The organism is Lampropedia hyalina DSM 16112, from assembly GCF_900129055.1.
Lineage (GTDB): Bacteria > Pseudomonadota > Gammaproteobacteria > Burkholderiales > Burkholderiaceae_C > Lampropedia > Lampropedia hyalina.
Map to the genome: position 1 here is coordinate 15,418 of NZ_FQUZ01000033.1, position 19,378 is coordinate 34,795.

Annotated in this window: 12 protein-coding genes and 1 tRNA gene; 6 read left to right on the forward strand and 7 right to left on the reverse strand. The window is 63.0% G+C overall.

From position 1 onward, the window contains the following. The first annotated feature begins 136 nt into the window (after nucleotides 1–136). The 4 genes from htpG (at nucleotide 137) to BUE21_RS12010 (ending at nucleotide 4,910) form a co-directional block, all read left to right on the forward strand. Complete coding sequence (gene htpG, locus BUE21_RS11995) at nucleotides 137–2,173, forward strand: molecular chaperone HtpG (RefSeq protein WP_073356897.1); 2,037 nt, start codon at nucleotides 137–139, stop codon at nucleotides 2,171–2,173. A 135-nt stretch (nucleotides 2,174–2,308) separates the two neighbouring features. Continuing rightward, nucleotides 2,309–3,112: a hypothetical protein gene (locus BUE21_RS12000; RefSeq protein ID WP_073356898.1), complete on the forward strand. Its 804-nt coding sequence runs from the start codon at nucleotides 2,309–2,311 to the stop codon at nucleotides 3,110–3,112. Nucleotides 3,113–3,130: 18 nt separating this feature from the next. Beyond that, nucleotides 3,131–3,985, forward strand: coding sequence for a tetratricopeptide repeat protein (locus BUE21_RS14720; RefSeq protein WP_073356899.1), 855 nt, complete (start codon nucleotides 3,131–3,133; stop codon nucleotides 3,983–3,985). Nucleotides 3,986–4,001: 16 nt separating this feature from the next. After that, nucleotides 4,002–4,910: an ABC transporter ATP-binding protein gene (locus BUE21_RS12010; protein ID WP_073356900.1), complete on the forward strand. Its 909-nt coding sequence runs from the start codon at nucleotides 4,002–4,004 to the stop codon at nucleotides 4,908–4,910. Between the two features lie 9 nt (nucleotides 4,911–4,919). On the opposite strand, the gene BUE21_RS12015 is transcribed toward BUE21_RS12010, so the two are convergent. The 4 genes from BUE21_RS12015 to BUE21_RS12030 form a co-directional block, all read right to left on the reverse strand. Next, complete coding sequence (locus BUE21_RS12015; RefSeq protein WP_073356901.1) at nucleotides 4,920–5,813, reverse strand: DMT family transporter; 894 nt, start codon at nucleotides 5,811–5,813, stop codon at nucleotides 4,920–4,922. 68 nt (nucleotides 5,814–5,881) lie between these two features. Continuing rightward, the gene (locus BUE21_RS12020) at nucleotides 5,882–6,751 is read right to left on the reverse strand and encodes a 5'-nucleotidase, lipoprotein e(P4) family (protein ID WP_073356902.1); all 870 of its coding nucleotides are present in this window, start codon (nucleotides 6,749–6,751) and stop codon (nucleotides 5,882–5,884) included. Beyond that, on the reverse strand, nucleotides 6,748–7,959 hold the full coding sequence (locus tag BUE21_RS12025; protein ID WP_073356903.1) for an anhydro-N-acetylmuramic acid kinase: 1,212 nt from the start codon (nucleotides 7,957–7,959) through the stop codon (nucleotides 6,748–6,750). Before BUE21_RS12025 ends, BUE21_RS12020 begins: the two co-directional genes overlap by 4 nt. 110 nt (nucleotides 7,960–8,069) lie before the next feature. Continuing rightward, on the reverse strand, nucleotides 8,070–9,419 hold the full coding sequence (locus BUE21_RS12030) for a M23 family metallopeptidase (RefSeq protein ID WP_234971150.1): 1,350 nt from the start codon (nucleotides 9,417–9,419) through the stop codon (nucleotides 8,070–8,072). A 311-nt stretch (nucleotides 9,420–9,730) separates the two neighbouring features. On the opposite strand from BUE21_RS12030, the gene tyrS reads away from it, so the two are divergent. Together tyrS and BUE21_RS12040 are read left to right on the forward strand one after the other, a co-directional pair. Continuing rightward, complete coding sequence (gene tyrS, locus BUE21_RS12035) at nucleotides 9,731–10,984, forward strand: tyrosine--tRNA ligase (protein WP_073356904.1); 1,254 nt, start codon at nucleotides 9,731–9,733, stop codon at nucleotides 10,982–10,984. A gap of 61 nt (nucleotides 10,985–11,045) precedes the next feature. Further along, a tRNA-Val gene (locus BUE21_RS12040) sits at nucleotides 11,046–11,122 on the forward strand. Between the two features lie 86 nt (nucleotides 11,123–11,208). Here the strand turns inward: BUE21_RS12040 and BUE21_RS12045 are convergent. The 3 genes from BUE21_RS12045 to BUE21_RS12055 all read right to left on the reverse strand — a co-directional run bounded on the left by BUE21_RS12045 (nucleotide 11,209) and on the right by BUE21_RS12055 (nucleotide 19,052). After that, complete coding sequence (locus tag BUE21_RS12045) at nucleotides 11,209–12,261, reverse strand: AbrB family transcriptional regulator (RefSeq protein WP_073356905.1); 1,053 nt, start codon at nucleotides 12,259–12,261, stop codon at nucleotides 11,209–11,211. A gap of 483 nt (nucleotides 12,262–12,744) precedes the next feature. Next, nucleotides 12,745–17,256 (reverse strand): translocation/assembly module TamB domain-containing protein, encoded by a 4,512-nt coding sequence (locus BUE21_RS12050; RefSeq protein ID WP_073356906.1) that lies wholly within the window; start codon nucleotides 17,254–17,256, stop codon nucleotides 12,745–12,747. A gap of 8 nt (nucleotides 17,257–17,264) precedes the next feature. Next, on the reverse strand, nucleotides 17,265–19,052 hold the full coding sequence (locus tag BUE21_RS12055; RefSeq protein ID WP_456152028.1) for an autotransporter assembly complex protein TamA: 1,788 nt from the start codon (nucleotides 19,050–19,052) through the stop codon (nucleotides 17,265–17,267). Nucleotides 19,053–19,378: the final 326 nt, after the last annotated feature.

Below are 19,378 nucleotides of genomic sequence, written 5' to 3' on the forward strand. Positions count from 1 at the left end.
AATCCACGCCGTTGCCACCGCTTGAAATCACCGTCAGGCAGCCCCATATCCAGAAATCGTTTCCCGTGCCAGCGCGGCCACGCCGTGACTGGCACGGTGAACCCTGTTTCCGTTTTCAACTTCTGGATTACCCCGTATGACCACCCAAAAACACTCCTTTCAGGCTGAGGTGTCGCAACTGCTGCACCTGGTGACACACTCGCTGTACTCCAACCCCGAGATTTTTCTGCGGGAGCTGATCTCCAACGCTGCCGATGCCGCCGACAAGCTGCGCTTCGAGGCCCTGAACGACAACGCCCTCTACGAAGGCGACGGCGATCTGCGCATCCGCGTCAGCTTCGACGAGGCCGCCAAGACCATCACCATCGATGACAACGGCATCGGCATGAGCGAGCAGGAAGCCATCGACAACCTGGGCACGATTGCCAAGAGCGGCACGCGCGACTTCGTCAGCCGCCTGACCGGCGACCAGAAAGCCGATGCGCAACTGATCGGCCAGTTCGGCGTGGGCTTCTACTCCGGCTTCATCGTGGCAGAGACCATTGCCGTGGAATCGCGCCGCGCCGGGATGCCTGCCAGCGAAGGCGTGCGCTGGGTCAGCAACGGCACGGGCGAATTCGAAGTCAGCACCATTGACAAACCCCAGCGCGGCACGCGCATCACCCTGCACCTGCGCGACGATGCCGACGACTTCCTCAACGGCTGGAAGCTCAAGTCCATCATCAACAAATACTCCGACCACATCAGCCTGCCTGTGCAGATGGAACAGGAAGAATGGAAAGAGGCCGAAGAAGAAGGCCAGCCCGGTGGCATGGTCAAGACCGGCGAATGGGAAACCGTCAATCAGGCCAGCGCATTGTGGACGCGCAGCAAGAAAGACATCACCGAAGAACAGTACATCGAGTTCTACAAGAACCTCAGCCACGACTTCGAGGCCCCGTTGGCCTGGAGCCACAACCGCGTCGAAGGCAGTACCGAATACACGCAACTGCTTTACCTCCCGGCCAAGGCCCCGTTCGACCTGTTCAACCGCGACAAGAAACCCGGCCTCAAGCTCTACGTCAAGCGCGTGTTCATCATGAACGAGGCCGATGCCCTGCTGCCGTCCTATCTGCGCTTCGTCTCCGGCGTGGTCGATTCCGCCGACCTGCCGCTGAACGTCAGCCGCGAAATCCTCCAGGAAAGCCGCGACGTGCGTGCCATCCGCGAAGGCAACACACGCCGCATCCTCGGCCTGCTCGAAGACCTCGCCAGCAAGCAACGCACCGATGCGCAAAGCCAGGAAGGCAAGATCGACATCGGCACGGGAGACTCCACGCCCGCCCCCGAACCCGTGGAAAGCGACAGCATCACCGACGTGGTGGACAAGAACGCCACCCCGGCCGCCGATGCCGCCGCCACCTTTGCCGACGAAGCCACCCAGTACGCCCGCTTCTATGCCGAATTCGGTGCCGTGCTCAAGGAAGGGCTGGGCGAGGACTTCACCAACCGCGAGCGCATCGCCAAGCTGCTGCGTTTTGCCTCCACCCGCAGCGACACCCTCAGCGTCAGCTTTGCCGACTACCAGTCGCGCATGAAGGAAAGCCAGAAAGCCATCTACTACATCACGGCCGACTCCCTCTCCGCCGCCAAGGGCAGCCCGCAACTGGAGCTGTTCCGCCAGAAAGGCATCGAAGTGCTGTTCCTGACCGACCGCGTGGACGAATGGGCCATCAGCCATCTGGACGAATTCAACGGTACGCCGCTGCAATCGATTGCCAAGGGCGCGGTCGATCTGGGCGACTTGCAGGACGAAGAAGAACGCAAGGCCGCCGAAGAAGCTGCCGAAACCTTCAAACCCGTGCTGGAACGCCTGAAGCAGGCCCTGGCAGACAAGGCCGAAGACGTGTGCGTCACCACTCGCCTGGTCGATTCTCCGGCCTGCCTGGTGGTCAAGGACGGCCAGATCAGCAACCAGCTGGCGCGCCTGCTCAAACAGGCCGGCCAGCCCGTGCCCGACACCAAACCCGTGCTCGAAGTGAATCCGGCCCACCCGCTGGTGCAGAAATTGCAGGCCAGCGAAGCCTTCGATGACCTGGCACAGATCATCTTCGATCAGGCCGTACTGGCCGACGGTGGCCTGCCCGCCGACCCAGCCGCCTACGTCAAGCGCGTGAACGCCCTGCTGGCATGATCGCCTGAACGGCCTGCGTCCTTTTCCCGCCGCCTGCCTGCCAGGCGGTTTTTCATGTACTGGTTCCACACCAGTCAGGGTTTCCTATAATCCCACATCCTTTTGACACATTCTGACGGAAAGGTCTGTGAACGTATGTGGGAACTGACCAAAACCGGCTGGGCTTCGGGCATTCGCTCGCACAGCATCCGCTGGCTGCTGATGATTGCGGTGGCAGTGATTTTCATCGCCTGGCTGGCGGCCAATTTCTCGGCGCGCCAGCCCGCTACCGTGGCACTGGACGTGGGTCTGTCGGGCATCCGGCTGGTGCTGATGCTGATGGCCCTGTTCTGGGTGCAAGAGCTGCTGGGCAAGGACATCGAACGCAAGTCGCTGTACTTCGTACTGGCCTACCCGGTCTCGCGGGGGGTTTATCTGATAAGCCGCTTTCTCGCCGTTGCGGCCCTGCTGGCCCTGGGTGTGTTGCTGCTAGGGCTGGCACTGGGGGCCGTGATGGCCATGCTGCCTGTGTCCTACGAGCAACCCACCCCCATCCGGCTGGGGGGCAGTTACGCACTGGTGCTGCTGGGCATCTGGCTGGACTTGCTGGTCATCACCGCCTTCGCGCTGCTGCTGTGCAGCCTCTCCACCACGCCATTTCTGCCGCTGATTCTGGGCTGCTTCTTCGCACTGGCGGCACGTTCGCTGGGTGTGAGCCTGCAATTCCTGCTGATGCCCGGCATGGAAGGCTCCACCGAAAACCGCTACCTGTTGCCGGTACTGAATGCCGCACAGTGGCTGCTGCCCGATCTGTCGCGACTGGACTGGCGCGACCTGTCACTGTACGGCCTGCCAGTGCAGTGGCCCGTACTGGGCTGGGCGGTGCTGATGGCACTGGCCTATTGTGGCCTGCTGCTGTCCCTGGCGACCTGGAAGCTGAAACGGCGCGAGTTTCTCTGAATCCAAGCGGAAGCATCCATGCCTGAACCCCTCCAAACCCCGTACCACGGCTGGCGCATTCCACTGGGACTGGTGGCTGTGCTGGCATTCGCGCTGTATGTGGCCAGCGTGTTGCACCTCTCGCCACTGCCCCGTCCCCAGCAGGAAGACGTGCTGCGGGTGCGGCTGCCCGTGCTGTTGCAGGTCTTGCAGGCCGGAGGCGACCGCTATCTGGCTGCTGACCTGAACGTGATTCGCAGTGCCACCGTGGGCGGTGGCGTGACGGATGCCGAAACCTACCGCATTCAGGCTGCCATCCAGCTCGATGCCGCACGACTGAATCCACGCCACGAAGACAATTACTACATTGCCGCCGCCATCGTGCCCTGGCTGGGCTATGTGGACGAGGCCCAGGAAATCCTGCGCCGTGCCAGCGACAGCCGCCCCTGGGACATGATGCCCCCCTTCTTCTACGCCTTCAATGCTGCGTACTTCGGGCAGGAATACGACGAAGCTGGGCAATGGGCCGAAAAAGCCGCCCTGCGCGTGGGCGAACCCAACGCCACGGCCCTGCGCACCATGGCCGCCAAATGGTACGAACGTGGCAATGACCCCGCACAGGCCATCGAAATGATCGAGCGCATCAAGCAGATGAACCTCGATCCCAAGGTCTTGCCGCTGCTGAATGCGCGCATCGCCCGGCTGGAAGGCCTGCAAGTGCTGCGCCAGGCAGCCACACAATTTCATCAGCAAACCGGCCAGCCCCCCGCGCAGTTGCAGGACTTGCTGCAAGCCGGTCTGCTGCCGGCCCTGCCACAGGACCCACTGGAGATTGGCTACATGCTGGATGCCCAGGGTGTGCCACAACTGGCCATGCCAGGCACCGGGCAATAACCGAGGAACAGGAAACATGAACGATCTGGTGGTTTTCGAGGCAGTCCATAAGTCCTTCAAGGTCAAGGGCAAGCGGGTCAAGGCCGTGGACGATCTGGGCTTCATCATCAGGCAGGGTGAAGCCATCGGCTTTGTCGGCCCTAACGGGGCGGGCAAGAGCACCAGCATGAAGATGCTGATGGGCATGCTGCAACCCGACAGCGGCCGCACACTGCTGATGGGGCGACCGGCAGCCGACGAACGTGCCCGTCAGGGCGTGGGTTATGTGCCGGAAAACCCCTATCTGTACGACTACCTCACGCCGCTGGAAATCGTGCGCATGGGGCTGGAAATCCACCAACGGGCACGCGGGGCAGAAGCAGGCCAACGCGCCATGCAGTGGCTGGAGCGCATGGGCATTGGCTACGCCGCACACAAGCGTGTGCGCAACCTCTCCAAAGGCATGACGCAACGCACGGCACTGGCGCACGCCCTGGCACTGGAGCCACAATTGCTGGTGCTGGATGAACCCATGTCCGGCCTCGACCCGGTGGGCCGCAAGCTGGTGGCCGACGAAGTGCAACGCTACCGCGACAGCGGCGGCACGCTGTTCTTCTGCTCGCACATCCTCAACGACGTGGAACGCCTCGCCAGCCGCGTGCTGCTGATCGACCGGGGCCGCTTGATGGCAGACGAACCCATGGACGGACTGCTGAACAAAGGCGGACTGGTGGTGCGCTACCACCTGCCCGCCCCATCGAACCACCCGCACGCCACGCCGCTGCCCGGCTTTGAATCCGACGGCACGGACATCTGGCGCGGCCACGTCCCGGCCCACGCACTCTGGCCCACCCTGCAAGCCATCCAGGCCAGCGGAGCCAGCTTGCTCGACGTTCACCAAGGACTCAATCTGGAGCAGATGTTCGTTGAAGTGGTGGGTAAGTGAAGCAGTGCCTCAGCGTGCCCGCAGCAATGTCGCCACAACGCCGCTGGCGATGATGAGGGCCATACCCAGCCAGCCCAGCAGTGGCAGGCTGTCATCGAACAGCAGCAGGCCATAGAGTCCGGCGAAGACAATGCCGGAGTATTGCAGGCTGGCCACCACCAGCGTGTTGCGCGGGCTGGCGGCGGTGGAATAGGCGTGGGTCATGCACAACTGGCCCAGCGAAGCGAGCAGCCCCATGGGCAACAGCCACAGGCTGGCCGGATGCAGCAGAGTGGAGATGCCTGCCACCGGCATCAGCAAGCCGCCGGCCACCGTAGAGCCAACGGCAAAATAGAACACCACGCGGGTTTCCGGCTCGCCGATGCGCGCCAGTCCCACCACCTGCATATAGGCCAAGGCGGCCCCCATGCCGGAAAACACCCCGACCAATGCGGCCACCAGGCTCTGGCTGGAATCCAGACTGGGGCGCAGCATCAGCACCACACCGGCAAAGCCAGTCAGGATGGTGACAATCAGCGCAGCCTGCAAAAGGCCTTGCCGGGGCGATGCGGGCAATGGATTGGAGCTACGTTGCAACAGACTGCTCAGCACGACGAACAGCCCAACCCAGATGCTGCTCATGTAGTTGAGCGTGGTGGCAGTGGCAATCGGCAATGCACCAATGGCGTAGAACCAGGCCCCCATCGAGCCGACCCCGACCAGACTGCGCCAGGCGTGCATGAAAGGATGGCGGGTGCGCAAGTCCACATGCTGGCGACGTGCCAGAATGCCCAGCAGCACCATGCTGACGATGCCCCGATAAAAAACCAGTTCGGCAGCATTGAAGTGGCTGGAAGCGAACTTGACGCATACCGCCATCGAGGCAAACACCAAAGTGCCCAACACCATCCACAGCAGGTGCATACCCGAGACTCCCGGCGCCCAAAGCGCAGGATTCTAAACCCGGCACCGGATGGGTGCCACAAGCTCCATCAATCCTGCTGCACATCCAGTGCGCGGTGCTTGGCCGCGCGTTTCACGGCTTCGGGCAGGGATTCGTCGCCGGCGTAGGGCGCGCTGTACCAGTCGCCATAGGTGGGATTGGGCAGGACGAACCAGCGTTGGCCGAGCCAGTGGGCGTAAGGGCGGACGGCCTCGCGCTGGGCAGGCAGGCCGCTGGCGGATTCGATGAAGTCGCCAAATGAGTCGCCCACCAGCATCAGCACCCGGTAGCGTTCCCCCACCCAGGCCCGGCGGCAGGATTTGTCGTAGCCACTGGCCGCACAATCGCCCACGGGCGCATTCGCCCCCAGCACAAAAGCAGGGCTGGCCACAGGCATGCCCTGCTGGCGCAAGTTGTCGAAGGTGGCTGGTGCCTGCTGGTGTTCGCGGTTGGTGACATAGAACACTTCGATGCCCAGTGCCTTGGCACGGTGCAGAAAATCCGCCGCACCGGGCAGGGCTGGAGCCTCGCGCTCCTCCACCCACACATCCCAGCGTTCGTAGGAAAACGGGCGGTTGGCACGAATGTCCCGCGCACTCAAGGCCGTGTTGGTGAGCACGGTTTCGTCCACATCGATGATGAGTGCGGGCGGCAGGCCGTGCAGATCACGCGGTGGCAGGGGCAGCGCATCCCAGGCAGGGTCTTGCAGGGCCAACGGCAACTGGGCGGTGGCCGTGGCGTAGGTCTGCCGGAAGATCAACTCTTTTTCGATGGAAGTCTGCGTCCACAGCATGGCATCGAGCTGGTCGTAGGCTGCGGGGACTTGCTGGCAGGCGGACAGCAACCACCCGGCGCACAGGCTGAGCGTCACGGCGGTAGCAGCAAACCCGTGTCTGGATGGAGTATGGCTGGACTTCATGGCGGTGTCTGGAAACCATGGGAATCGTGCCAATGAGACCAGCCCTCCCCCGGATACACGGCCCCTAGCACGCGCAGTCCTGTCGCATTGGTGGCTGCGGGCAGGTTGCCCGGCAGTCCCAGCAGGCACTGGCGTGCCAGCCAGGCAAAGGCCAGGGCTTCCACCTGCATCGGCTCCACGCCCCAGTGTCGGGTGCTGCGCACCGGCACGCTGGCTCCGGCATGGTGCTGCAAACGCTGCATCAGCCAGTCGTTGAATACGCCGCCGCCACATACGCCGATTTCTGCCACTGCCACGGCATGGCGGTGCAATGCCTGCACTGCGGTCACGGCGGTCAGTTCCACCAGCGTGGCCTGCACATCCTGTGCGGGCAGCGCACCGAAGCCTTGCAGGTGCTGGCGCAACCATTCAGGGTGAAAGCAATCCAGCCCCGTGCTCTTGGGGCCGGGGCGGGCAAAGTACGGCTCCTGCAACAACTGCTGCAACAAGGGCTGGCAGACCGTGCCACTGGCCGCCCATGTGCCACCGGCATCCCAGGGCTGGCCAGTGTGTTGCAGGCACCAGGCATCCAGCAGGGTATTGGCGGGGCCGGTATCCAGCCCCAGCACATCCCCATCGGGCAGCAGCAGGCTGAGGTTGGCAATGCCACCCAGGTTCAGCACCGCCACGGCTTCATCGGAACGGCCAAAGATTTCGCGGTGAAAGGCCGGCACCAGCGGCGCGCCCTGCCCCCCTGCGGCCACATCGCGGCTGCGAAAATCGGCCACCACGGCAATGCCGGTGCGTTCGGCCAGCAACGCGGGCTGGTTGATCTGCACGGTATAGCCCACGCCGTCAAACTGCCCCGGCTGGTGGCGCACGGTCTGGCCATGTGCGCCAATCGCCACCACCTGCTGCGTGCTCACTTGCGCCTGTTGCAACAACTGGTGCACCGCGCGGGCATACTCCCCGGCCAGCGCATTGCCTGCCAGCGCGGCGCGATGGATTTCATTGTCCCCCGCCCGGTTCAGCGCACGAAACTCCACTTGCAACCCGGCGGGGAAAGGCCGATGCAGATGCTGCACATTCCTGAGCTGCAAGCGATCACGGCTGTGGGCAAACTGTGCCAGCACGGCATCCACCCCATCCAGCGACGTGCCGGACATCAGGCCGATGAAGTACGGAGGATCATGCGCAAATGCAGAACCAGATAATGCAGAGAAAGGCATGGCCAGGACAATCCCATCAAAAAAACCTGCCGAAGACGGATGTCAGGGCAGGTTGCTTTCATTCAGAAACGATGCTTACCGCACAGGCCATGAGTACCTGCACGAACGCATCATTCCGCGTTGGCCTGCATCATCAGCGGTGCGACCTGGAATTTCATGCGGGTGGCTTCGGCCAGTTTGTTGAAACGCTCGCGCGTGGCCTTGGTGACAGGCGAGGCCGCCGCGCTGTCCTGCGCGATGATCTGGGGGTCCTTGAATTCACCATTGACGCGGAACTCGAAGTGCAAATGCGGCCCGGTGGACATGCCAGTGGAGCCTACCGCACCAATCACCTGCCCCTGCGCAATGCGCTGGCCGGTTTTCACATCGAGGCGGCTCATGTGCGCATACACCGTCACGCGCTGTTCGCCATGGTCGATATAGGCCACATTGCCATAACCGTTGTGCCAGCCCGCAAACTCCACCACACCGTCACCCACGGTACGGATGGGCGTACCGGTCACCGCTGCGTAGTCGGTGCCATTGTGGTTGCGCCATTCCTTGCGGATGGGGTGGAAGCGTTTGCCGAAGTTGCTGGACACACGCGAAAACTCCAGCGGCGAGGCCAGAAAGGCACGACGCAGGTTCGAGCCGTCCAGATCGTAGTACGCACCTGGCTTGTTCTCATCTTCCTGGAACCACAGGGCCTGGTATGTCTTGCCACTGTTCACGAATTCGGCACTGAGCACCTTGCCAGCCCTCAGTGGCTCACCATCGGCCTCCAGCGTTTCGTACACCACCGTGAAAGTGTCGCCCTTGCGCAGATTCTTGTGGAAGTTCACCTGGGCAGAAAAGATTTCGGCCAGTTGTACGGCCACGTTGTCGGGCACGTTGGCGGCATCGGTGGCCCCGAACAGGGAGCTTTGCACCACGCCACTGGCCAGGCGGGTGGACTTGGTCAGCTCGGCGGTATCGAGCTTGGCCACGAAGTCCTTGCCATCGGCAGTGCGCTCCACCACGAAGCGGTTGAAGTTGCCGCTGTCGTCACTGACCCAGCGGGCATACAGGCGCAACAACTGGTGATCGGCCGTGGCCTCGATGGTGATGTCGCGGTTGCTGCGTCCCCACAGATTCTGGATGGCCACCTGGTTGCGACGCAGATAGGCGGATGCCGCCGGATCAGCCACCCCCAGACGCTGCAACAGGGTTTCCGCAGAGTCGCCGGTGCGCAGCCGGTCACTGCGGTGCAGCACAAAGTCCGGGGCGGCCACCAGGCTGGCGAGGCTCTTGCCGCTGGCCAGCGAGGCAATTTCCTGGTCGATCATGCGCTGCTGCACCTGTGCCGCATCGGCTTCATCGCCACCAGCGAGGCTGGCCACGGCGAATGCTCCGCCACCCCCCAGGGCCAGCAGGCCGACTACAGCGGCCATCAGGCGTTTGGAATAGGCAGAGTCCCCCAGTGCCTGCATGATGGCATTCAATTGCCGCTGGAGGCGAACTGCATGGCGTGGACGGGAAGAATGGCGGGAGTGTTTGGAAAAACTGGCTGACAAGATGATGTCCTGACTTGCAAAAGATTTCCGCCAGGAAACCCCCGCGCCTGTCTATCGCAGGCGCACTGGCGGATCGGCTGCTGCACAGCCCGGAAACAGGGCGACAGGCCATGCAGCAGAATGAAAATTCTGGAAAAATGCGCACCAACTGCTTTGAAAGCCCATGCTTTCATACAATAGCCGCAGAAACCATTCCAAAGTATATCGGAACTGTCAATTAGGACAAGCCAAAAAACAACATGACTGAAGCGACTATCCACCAGAATCCCGCCACTTCTCCCGTCCATGACGAAGCCATTGCACACGCGCTGGCCGTGACGACGCGCGGCGTGCAGGAGCTGCTGCCCGCCGACGACTGGGTGAAGAAACTGCAAAAATCGCACCGCACCGGCCAGCCGCTGCGCATCAAGCTGGGGCTGGACCCTACGGCTCCCGACATTCACCTGGGGCACACGGTGGTGCTGAACAAGATGCGCCAGTTGCAAGACCTGGGGCATACGGTGATTTTCCTCATCGGCGACTTCACAGGCCGCATCGGCGACCCATCGGGTCGCAACAGCACCCGCCCGCCACTGACCGAGGAACAGATTCAGGCCAACGCCCAGACCTATTACCAGCAGGCCGGACGGGTACTTGACCTGGACAAAGCCGAGATTCGCTACAACAGCGAATGGAGCAACCGCCTGCATGCCGCCGAGATGATCGCTCTGGCATCGAAATACACGGTGGCCCGCATGATGGAACGCGATGACTTCCACAAACGCTTCCACAGCGGCCAGTCCATCAGCATTCACGAATTCCTCTATCCGCTGATGCAGGGCTACGACTCGGTGGAACTGAAAGCCGATCTGGAACTGGGCGGCACCGACCAGAAATTCAATTTGCTGATGGGCCGCCACCTGCAAGAAGAATACGGGCAGGAGCCGCAGTGCATTCTGACCATGCCGCTGCTGGTGGGACTGGACGGGGTGGACAAGATGTCCAAATCCAAGCACAACTACATCGGCATCACGGAAGAGGCCAACACCATGTTCGCCAAGGTGCTGTCCATCTCCGACGATCTGATGTGGGACTGGTATCCCCTGCTCTCCTTCCGCTCGCTGCAAGACATTGCCACGCTGAAACAGGAAGTGGCACAGGGGCGCAACCCCAAGGATGCCAAAGTGTTGCTGGCCAAGGAAATCACCGCCCGCTTTCACAGTGCCGCCGCCGCCGATGCAGCCGAACAGGATTTCATCCACCGCAGCAAAGGCGGCATCCCGGACGAGATTCCCGAAATCACCTTGCAGGGTGCACCGCTGGGCATCGGGGTGCTGCTCAAGTCCGCTGGACTGGCTGCTTCGACGGGTGAAGGCAACCGCCTGATTGATGGCGGCGGCGTGCGCGTGGATGGCACAGTCATCAGCGACCGGGGCCTGAAGCTGGAAGCCGGAACCTATGTGATACAGGTGGGCAAGCGCAAATTTGCCCGCGTCTCGCTGCAAGCTGGGTGAATTTTTCTGTTTTTGCGTGAAGCCGCTTAAAAGCATACTATAATCACGCTTTCTGATTTTCAGGCTCGTAGCTCAGTTGGTTAGAGCACCACCTTGACATGGTGGGGGTCGCTGGTTCGAATCCAGTCGAGCCTACCAAATACCCAACCGGCACATTTTGCAAAGAATGTGCCGGTTTTTTCATGCCTTCTCCGATTGGTCAAGGCAAGAAACGGCGGTGCGGGTCAATCCTCTCGAATGCGTGCCTGCAGAAAAAGCCGGTACAGCGGGCCGGTGAGCAACACCACGCACAGCATCCGCATCACCTGCATGGCCGTCACCAGCGGCACGCCCAGCCCCAGCACCTTGGCTGTGATGGTCATCTCGGCGATGCCGCCCGGTGTCAGTCCCAGAATCAGCGTGGCAACCGGCAGTTGTGTCAATGCCGCCAAAACCCAGCCCAGCAGAGCCGACAGGGCCATCATGCCCAGCGTCAGCACCGCCACGACCGACAGCAGGCGCGGTGCACTGCGAAAGAAGTCGGGGCGGTACTTGTCGCCCAGTGACCAGCCGATGAACAACTGTCCCAGCCACGACACCCACGCGGGCAAGGCAGAGAAGTGCCAGCCCAGCAGGGTAACGGTCATGACGAACACCAGCGGCCCCAGCATCCAGCCATTGGGCAGACGCAACCGCTCGAATGCCAGTGCGGCCCCCAAGGCACCCAGGGCCAGCGTCAGCAGGCCCGGCCACTGCACCTGCCGCACTTCGGCCAGCAGAGACGGCGTACCGGCCTGGCTGAACCAGTGGAACGCGAATGGCACGGTGACGACCACCAGCATGACACGCACACTGTGTACCGTGGCGACCTGATCGACCCGCGCACCGTTGCGCTGTGCCAGATTGGCCATCTCGCTGGCACTGCCGATCGCAGCTGCGAACCATGCGGTGCGCAAGTCCAGCCCCGCCCACCGCCGGTATATCCAGCAACCCAGCACGGCCAGCAGCATGGCATAGGCCATGCCCAGTGCGATCAGAGGCCAGTGCTGCGCCAGACTCGATGCCACCTGGGGCGTGAAATACAGACCCAGCGACACCCCGATGACCCAGCGGCCAGCCTTGTTGAATGCCACTGGACAACGGCTGCGCACCCCGGCAATCCGGGTTGCGGCCGTCAGAATCAGGGAGCCCAGCAGCCAGGGCAGCGGAATGTGCAGCCATACGGCCAGCAATGCACCCAGCAGGGCAATCGCACCACCGAGTGCGGCACGGCGCACGTCATCAGACAAAGAGAGCATGGAACAAGCAGCAAAAAACGCTGGACAAACGGCCCAGGAACGTTGTCTACGTTCTCAGCCCATCATCCATCATGAAGACAGGCGCGAAGCATAGCCGCAAAGAGACACTGCCGGAATACAAACGGCAGGATGCTCACATGGCAAAAACAAAAAAGGGGGGGAGGAGAAAAAGAAAGAGTTACGAGACTACCTTGGGTGAAGATAGAGAGTGAGGGAGGAGAAGCACCCAGGGAGTTGTCTGTCAGATAGCGTCTGATAGGCCTCGTAACCTTAAATGGAGTTCAAAGTGGAGAAAAAAAGAAAAAGTTGTTTCCAGAGGTTTTTTAAGCCATCTGCTTGGAAATGAAACAACATAATCATATTCATCTCGCAGGATGTATTCTATGCATTTTTCCATTCTGTGACAAACAGATTTACAAGCAAGAAACATATGTGTATATGTGTCCTGCGCATGAATACCCCTGCGGATTCAATGAATTATTCTCAATCGTAAGTAATCGTGTAAATCAAATCCAGCGCACTCTGTTCACCGGTCTGGCCACGGGCCGTCAGGCGGCGGCTGATGTCGTAGAAGATGTAGAGCGTGCCTGCCGCGCCCGACATGCCGGTGGCGTAGGTGACATAGAGCTTGTCGGAGAGGCGTTTGCCCAGCGACACGCCCTCGGTGCTCAGGCCCACTTCATCAAAGCCCAGGCCGCTGGCGAGGCTGTTGGCCACGCTGCCTGCCAGCAGCCCCAACGCGGCCTGCTGCATGGAGGTGCCCTCACCGCCCCCGGCCATCGTGGCGCGTCCCAGCACCACCCAGGAGAGTTTCTCGGCATCGGGCAGTTCAGGCTCCGAGTACAGTTGCACGCGCGGAGCCAGTGCCGTGCCGGTGACACGCACACCCGCCCGCACATCGATGTTGGGCCGCACCGCCAGCATGTTGAGCGAAGGATTGTTGTAGGGGCCGTTGAACAGCACCACGCCGGTTTCCACATTCAGGGCCTGCCCCCAGGCACGGTAGCGGCCTTCGTCGGTGCGGATTTCGCCCACGATGGCAATCGGGTCGTTGCCACTGCGCTGGCTGCGCACTGTCAGGTCGCCTTCCAGCCGGGTGGTGATGCCATAGCCTTGCAGGGCAAAGTCGCGACCCAGGTTCAGGCGGATTTCCATGTCCATGGGCTGGGCGGTTTGCAGGCGCGGCGTGGGTTCGGCCTCGTCTTGCGGTGGGTCGCTGGCGCGGATGACCACCACATCGTCACCCAGGGTAGGCGCGCTCGATTCGGGCAGGGTGATGGAGGCGCGATCGACCAGCAGATCGCCGCGCAGTCGCAAACGGCCGTTTTGCAGCCCGGCACTCAAGTCGCCACTGAGGCTGATCTGGCGGTCGTTGCGTGCCAGCACCTGCATCTGCTGCAACTGCGCCTGCACGTTCATGTCGATGCCGGAATCGGCCGTGCTGCCGGACGCGCTCAGGGTACGGCTCCAGTCGATGAAGCCACGCGCCACCATCTGGCCGCGTGCCGTGGGAGCGGGTGTGCGGTTGCCGCTCATGCCCGCCACATAGGCGTTGCTGTTGGTACCGCCTTCAAAGCGCAGTTCGGCAATGGTCAGGCGGTTGCCCTGCAAATTGGTGCGCAGTGAGCCGTTGTGCAGGTCCACGCCATCCAGCACGGAACGAACGTTCAGGCCATCGCCTGCAATCTGCCCTTGCAGGCGCGGCTGCTGCACCGTGCCACCCAGGGCCACATCGGCATTCAGACTGCCGTTGATGCGCCAGCCCGGCGGAGCAAAGCTGCCCCACACGCCCAGATCGGGGAAGGCAGCCTTGACCTGCCCTGCCAGTGCGGCGGTGGGCGGCAGGCTCCAGCCCTGTGCGGTCTGGGCCAGTTGGGTCTGCACGCGCGCATCGATGGTGCCGGCCCGGCGGGTCTTCCAGTCCAGCACGGCTTCCACGCGGTTTCTGCGCGATTGCAGACTCAACCGCAGGGTCTCGATGCCCGCAGCAATGGCTTCGGTGCGGGTGTTGCCGACGCTCTGCACAGCATCCGGGGTCTGCGAAGCCGGTTCACCCAGCCAGAGATCGCCGCTCTCGCGTTGCAACACGGCCTGGATGTTCAGGCTGTCGGCCATGTCGATGTCCCACTGCCCGGCCAGCACCAGGTTGGTGAACAGCCCGGCATTGCGCAACGGGGCCTGTCCCGGCGGCGAGAGGGCATCGACCCATGCGGGGTGAATGCCTGCCACACGCCCCTTGCTTTGCAGCCGCATGGTGCCCTGGGCGGTGCGGCTGAAGCTCAACGGCTCCCATGCCAGCGTCAGTGCCTGTTCGGCAGGGGCGATATGGGCAGGCGGTGTCAGGCGTGCCGTGCCTGCCGTGGCCTGCACTTGCAGGGTGTCTCCCGGACGGGCGGTGACTTGCAGTCCTTCGGCCACCTCCAGCCGCCAGGGCGCGGATTCTTTGGGCAAGGTCGCTGCGGCCTGCAAGCGGCGCAGATCGATCTGCCACGCCGGATTGCCGCGTGCCTGCTGGCCCACTTGCCGGGCTTGCAGCGCGGTGTTCAGGGTGGCGCGGGTGCCATTGGCGGTGACATCGCCCTCCAGCCCCAGCGTGGCGGTGTGCAGATTGCCCTGAACACTGGCCTGCAACTGCTGGATGGCAATGCGTGTGGGTTCGGGCTTGGCCGCACCTTTGACGGTCGCTGGAGCCGCCGCAGCGGGCATTTCCAGCCGGAACGAGTTGGATTGCAACTGCGCGTTCAGACGCAGATCGGGGTACGCCGCCGGGTTCTGCAAGCCCTTGAGCCATTGCTCCCAGCCGCCCTGCCAATCGGCTTGCAGGCGGGCACTGCCCTGCGCCTGCATGGCAGGGAGCTGTTCGCCCACCAGCGGCAGTTGGCGCAACCACGCCAGCAGTTGCTGGGCAGAGGCAACGTCAAGCTGTACCTTGCCCTGGCCGCTTTGCTGGCGCATGGCGGTATCGGCCTGAAGGTTCAGGCCGGGGGCACTGGCGGTCAGTCTGGCTTGCAGCGATGCCAGATCGGGCAGGGCCACTTGCACGTCGCGGGCATCAACCTTGGCCTGGAACGCATCGAGGTGCAGGCGCGGCAGGCTGAGTTGCCGGGGAGTCCATTCGCCCTGGGCTTGCAGGGCACGGACATTCCAGCGGCTGCGCACCGCCTGGGCACGGCCGTTGCTCTGGATGTCGGCCTCGAAGGCCACGGCTTCCTGCACGGAACCGCTGGCTTTCAGCGTGCCGGACAGGTCGGGAACTTTCTCTGCCGCCAGCTCACTGTGCAGGCGCACCAGCGGCAGGCGCGTGAGCTGGCCGTTCACGGCCAGTTGCTGGGTGTCGGGTGCGTATTGGGCCTGCACCTGCAAGCGGCCTTCACCCACGCGCACTTCCAGATTCTCGGCCTGCCATTGTTGCGGGGTCAGCTGTGCCTGCAACAGCACCTGATCCAGCGGCAGACGCTGTTTGTCCACCAGACCGGGGATGGCATTGCGCACGTCGGCCTGCACCTGCCAGGATGCGGCGGTGAGAGCAGCCAGCAGATCGGCATGGGCCGCCGTGTCCGGTGCAGTTGCGGCTCCGGTGGGGGCAGTGACGGCCAGTGGCTCCACACGCGCCTGTCCGTCCAGTTGGGTCTGGGGCAGACTGCCCAACAATTGTTGCAGGTTCAGGCGTTCGAGTTGCACTTGCAGATGCGCCTGCTCGGGCTGCTGCGGACGCAATTCGCCCTGCAAGCCCACGCGACCCTCGCCCAGTTGCACCTGGGCCTGTTCGATCTGCCAGGCATCCGTGCCCCAGCGGGCGCGGGCATCCAGTTGGCGCACCGGCAGGCGTTGGGCATCCCAGGCTCCGGGCTGCTGGTTGCGCAATTCCAGCAGCAGTTGCCAGGCAGTATCGGCCAGGCTGGTGGCTGCGGCTGCACCCTCTGCGGCTGCGGCAGGCTGGATGTCCAGCGCGCCATCGAGCAGCGTCACGGGAGCCTGCGGATGAAAGTCCTGCGCGTTCAGGCGGTGCAGTTGCACACGCGCCTGCTGCACAGGCTGGCCGCGCCAGGGGTGCAGGCCAGCCTGTGCGTCCAGCTTCAGTGCATCGGGAAAATCGGCGAGCTGTTGCGGGACATCGAGTTGCAGCAGGGCACCGGCGGCTTCGGGCAGGCTCTGGCTGGCGGGCCACTCCCAGCCCTGAAGCTGTACCTGAAGCTGCGCACCCGCGCCTCCAGCCAGACTGCCCTGCCATTGCAGCGGCACCAGCATCGTCAGGGGTTTGTCGGGAATCAGGCCACCGAGCAGGGCCACAGCCTGCCCCTCGACATCAAGGGTCTGGCCATTGAGCCGCACCCGCGCCTGCAACTGGCCGTGCTGCGCCTGCTGCTGGTGGTGCAGGCTTTGCAACTGCACGTCGTGGTTCGATCCGTCATAGTCGTACGACAGGGCCATGTCGCGCAGTTCCTGGCGGCTGATGCTGCCATCCACGGCTTCGGTCTCCAGTGCCAGCAGATTCAGCCGCAGGGGCAGATGCACGGCCCGCAACAGCGGCAGCAGGACGCTGTCAGGCATGGCAAACGGCGGTTTTGGCTCCTCGGGTTCGATGCTGGGAGACAGGCGTACCGTCAGGCTCTCGGCCTCCAGGGTATTGACCTGCAAGGCCCGGTTCCACAGGCTGGCGGGTGTCCAGGCCAGTTGAAACTGCTCCAGCGTCAGGGCCGTGCCGGGCATCTGCCACTCCAGCCGGTCGATGGCTCCATCGCCCAGAATCGCCCCGCGCGCGCCCTCGAACTGCAACTGCTGGGATTCGGGCAGAGCCTGCTGCGCCCAATGCAGGGCACGCGGCAGCGAACGGTCGGTGGTCGCCCACCATACGACACCGCCCAGCAGCACAAGTACGGCCAGCAACAGCACCAGCAAGGTGTACAGCGGCCATCGCCACCAGCGTCCGCTGGACTTGGGGGCGGGGCGTGCCGTGGAATCGGTGGAGGGGGAGGAAGTGGGCGACGAATTCATGGCGGCACTCAGAAGTTGAAGCCCATGCGCAGGTGCAGGCGGAACTGTTCGAGCTTGAGACCATAGGCAATATCGGCCTGCAAGGGGCCGACGGGGCTGCGCCAGCGGATGCCGGTGCCCACGCCGGTATAGACGCTGGTCTCGGCATTGTCATCGGAGACACTGCCCGCATCCACAAACACGGCATGTTCCCAGTCGGAACTGTTGCCGAACAGGGTCATCGGGCGTTGCCATTCCAGACTGCCCACCGTCAGGTAGCGGCCACCGTAGAGACGATCATCGAAGGCACGGGTGCCGATGCTTTCAAAGGCGTACCCGCGCACCGTGGTATCGCCACCGGTCAGGAACAGCAGGCTCAGTGGCATCTGGGTGCCGGAATCGGCCACGATGGCCCCGGCCTCGGCCCGCACGGCCAGACGGCTGCGCCGCCCGGCCTCGTTGCGCTCGCCCAACGGCACGAACTGCAACCAGCGCGCACGGCCCCGCAGGAACGGCTCACGCTCGGGCGTGAGCGTGTAACCCGCCCCCAGCTCCCAGCCCACCCCGTAGCCACTGCTGGGATTGGTCTTGTTGTTGAAGTACCGTCCCGTCCAGCTGTAGCTGCCCAGCAGCGAGGAAGAACTGCCGGGCGTATCGCTGCCCTCGGTGCGGCTGAAGTCGTATTGCAGGAAATAACGCCGGTCGATGTGCCCGGTCGATTGGGTGCGCCCGGCCGTGAGCATGAAGGAGTTGGCCGTGTAGTCGCCCACCTCGGCGCGTTCGAGCTGCGCTCCGGTGAACCATGCCCAGCCCGATTCGCGCGGCATGGCAGTCCACTGAGTGGCCAACTGCTGGGACTTGGCATCCACCGCAATCTGGCTGACCGCACGCCAGCCCAGCGGCCAGAGCTTGTTGTGAATGTGGTCGATGGACAGGCGCGGCCCGGCATCGGTGCTCAGGCCCACGCCAAACACCACCTTCTGGTACTTGGCCTCGCGCAACTGGGCGATCACGGTGGCGTTCTGCGGGTCGCTGTTCTCGGTATCCAGCATCAGAAAGGCGGCATCGAAATAACCGCTGCTGGCCAACCGCTGCTGCGCATCCAGCAGGGCTTCCTCGCTGTAGTCAGTTCCAGTCGGAATGCGCGCAATGTTGCGGATGCCCTGGGCATCGTAGCGTTCGTTGCCCTGGAGTTCGAGTGCGCCAAAGCGGTAGGCTTCGCCGGGGTCGTAGCCGATGCGCAGATCGACCTTCTCGGCATCGGCATCCACCCGCGCCTGGCTCGACTCAATGCGGGCTGTCGGGTAGCGATCGCGCTGTAAAACGCGCAGGCCCGCATTCTTGGCACTGTCCCAGTCGGACTGGGTGAATACATCGTCCTGTTTGAGCGACCAGCCACGCTCCACGCGCGCGCGCTGGCGTTGCCCTTGCGGATCGCTGTTCATCGGCTCGGCAAACCCGATGTTCACCGATTGAACTACCGACTGCGCCCCCGGCTCCACCTCGATCACCACCTTGCGCGGAGCCTCGCTGCCAGCGGGCGTATCCTCCACATGCAGGCTCAGTTGCGGATTGAAATAGCCCAGTGCCGCCAGCAGACTGCGGGCATTGGTTTCGGCCTCGGCCATCAGGCGGTTGAATTCGGTATCGCGCAGGTCGGGAAAGCGGTTGAAACGCTGGATTTCCAGATGGCGTTCCAGATGCCGCGCCACACTGCCGTTTTCACTGCGCACATCCAGCGTGAAGGCCAACGCGCCACTGGTCGAAGCGGTCTCGGTGGCCTCGTCCGCCGACGGCTCCTCACTGGGTCGCAGCACACTGCACCCTTGCAGAAAGCACAATGCCAGCAACGCCGCAGGTGCGATACGAAAGAAGCCCGTGCTCCGAAATTTTTTTTGCATAGACACACAACCTGCCTGTAGTTTCTGAATGGAACGGCAGGCTTGCCCAGTGCCGAACCTTCCCCCGCAGCGGGAAAAACGTGCGGTGAGTTTACCTGATTGCACGGAAAGCCCCGTCGTTCACGACGGAGATGCAGAGCGCGCAACCCAACGGGTTCCATGTTGGGTAATGGATAACACATTGAAAATATACCCTCTCTGTTAAAGTCAGCACCATGCTGACCGTTGTCAAAACCCTGAAA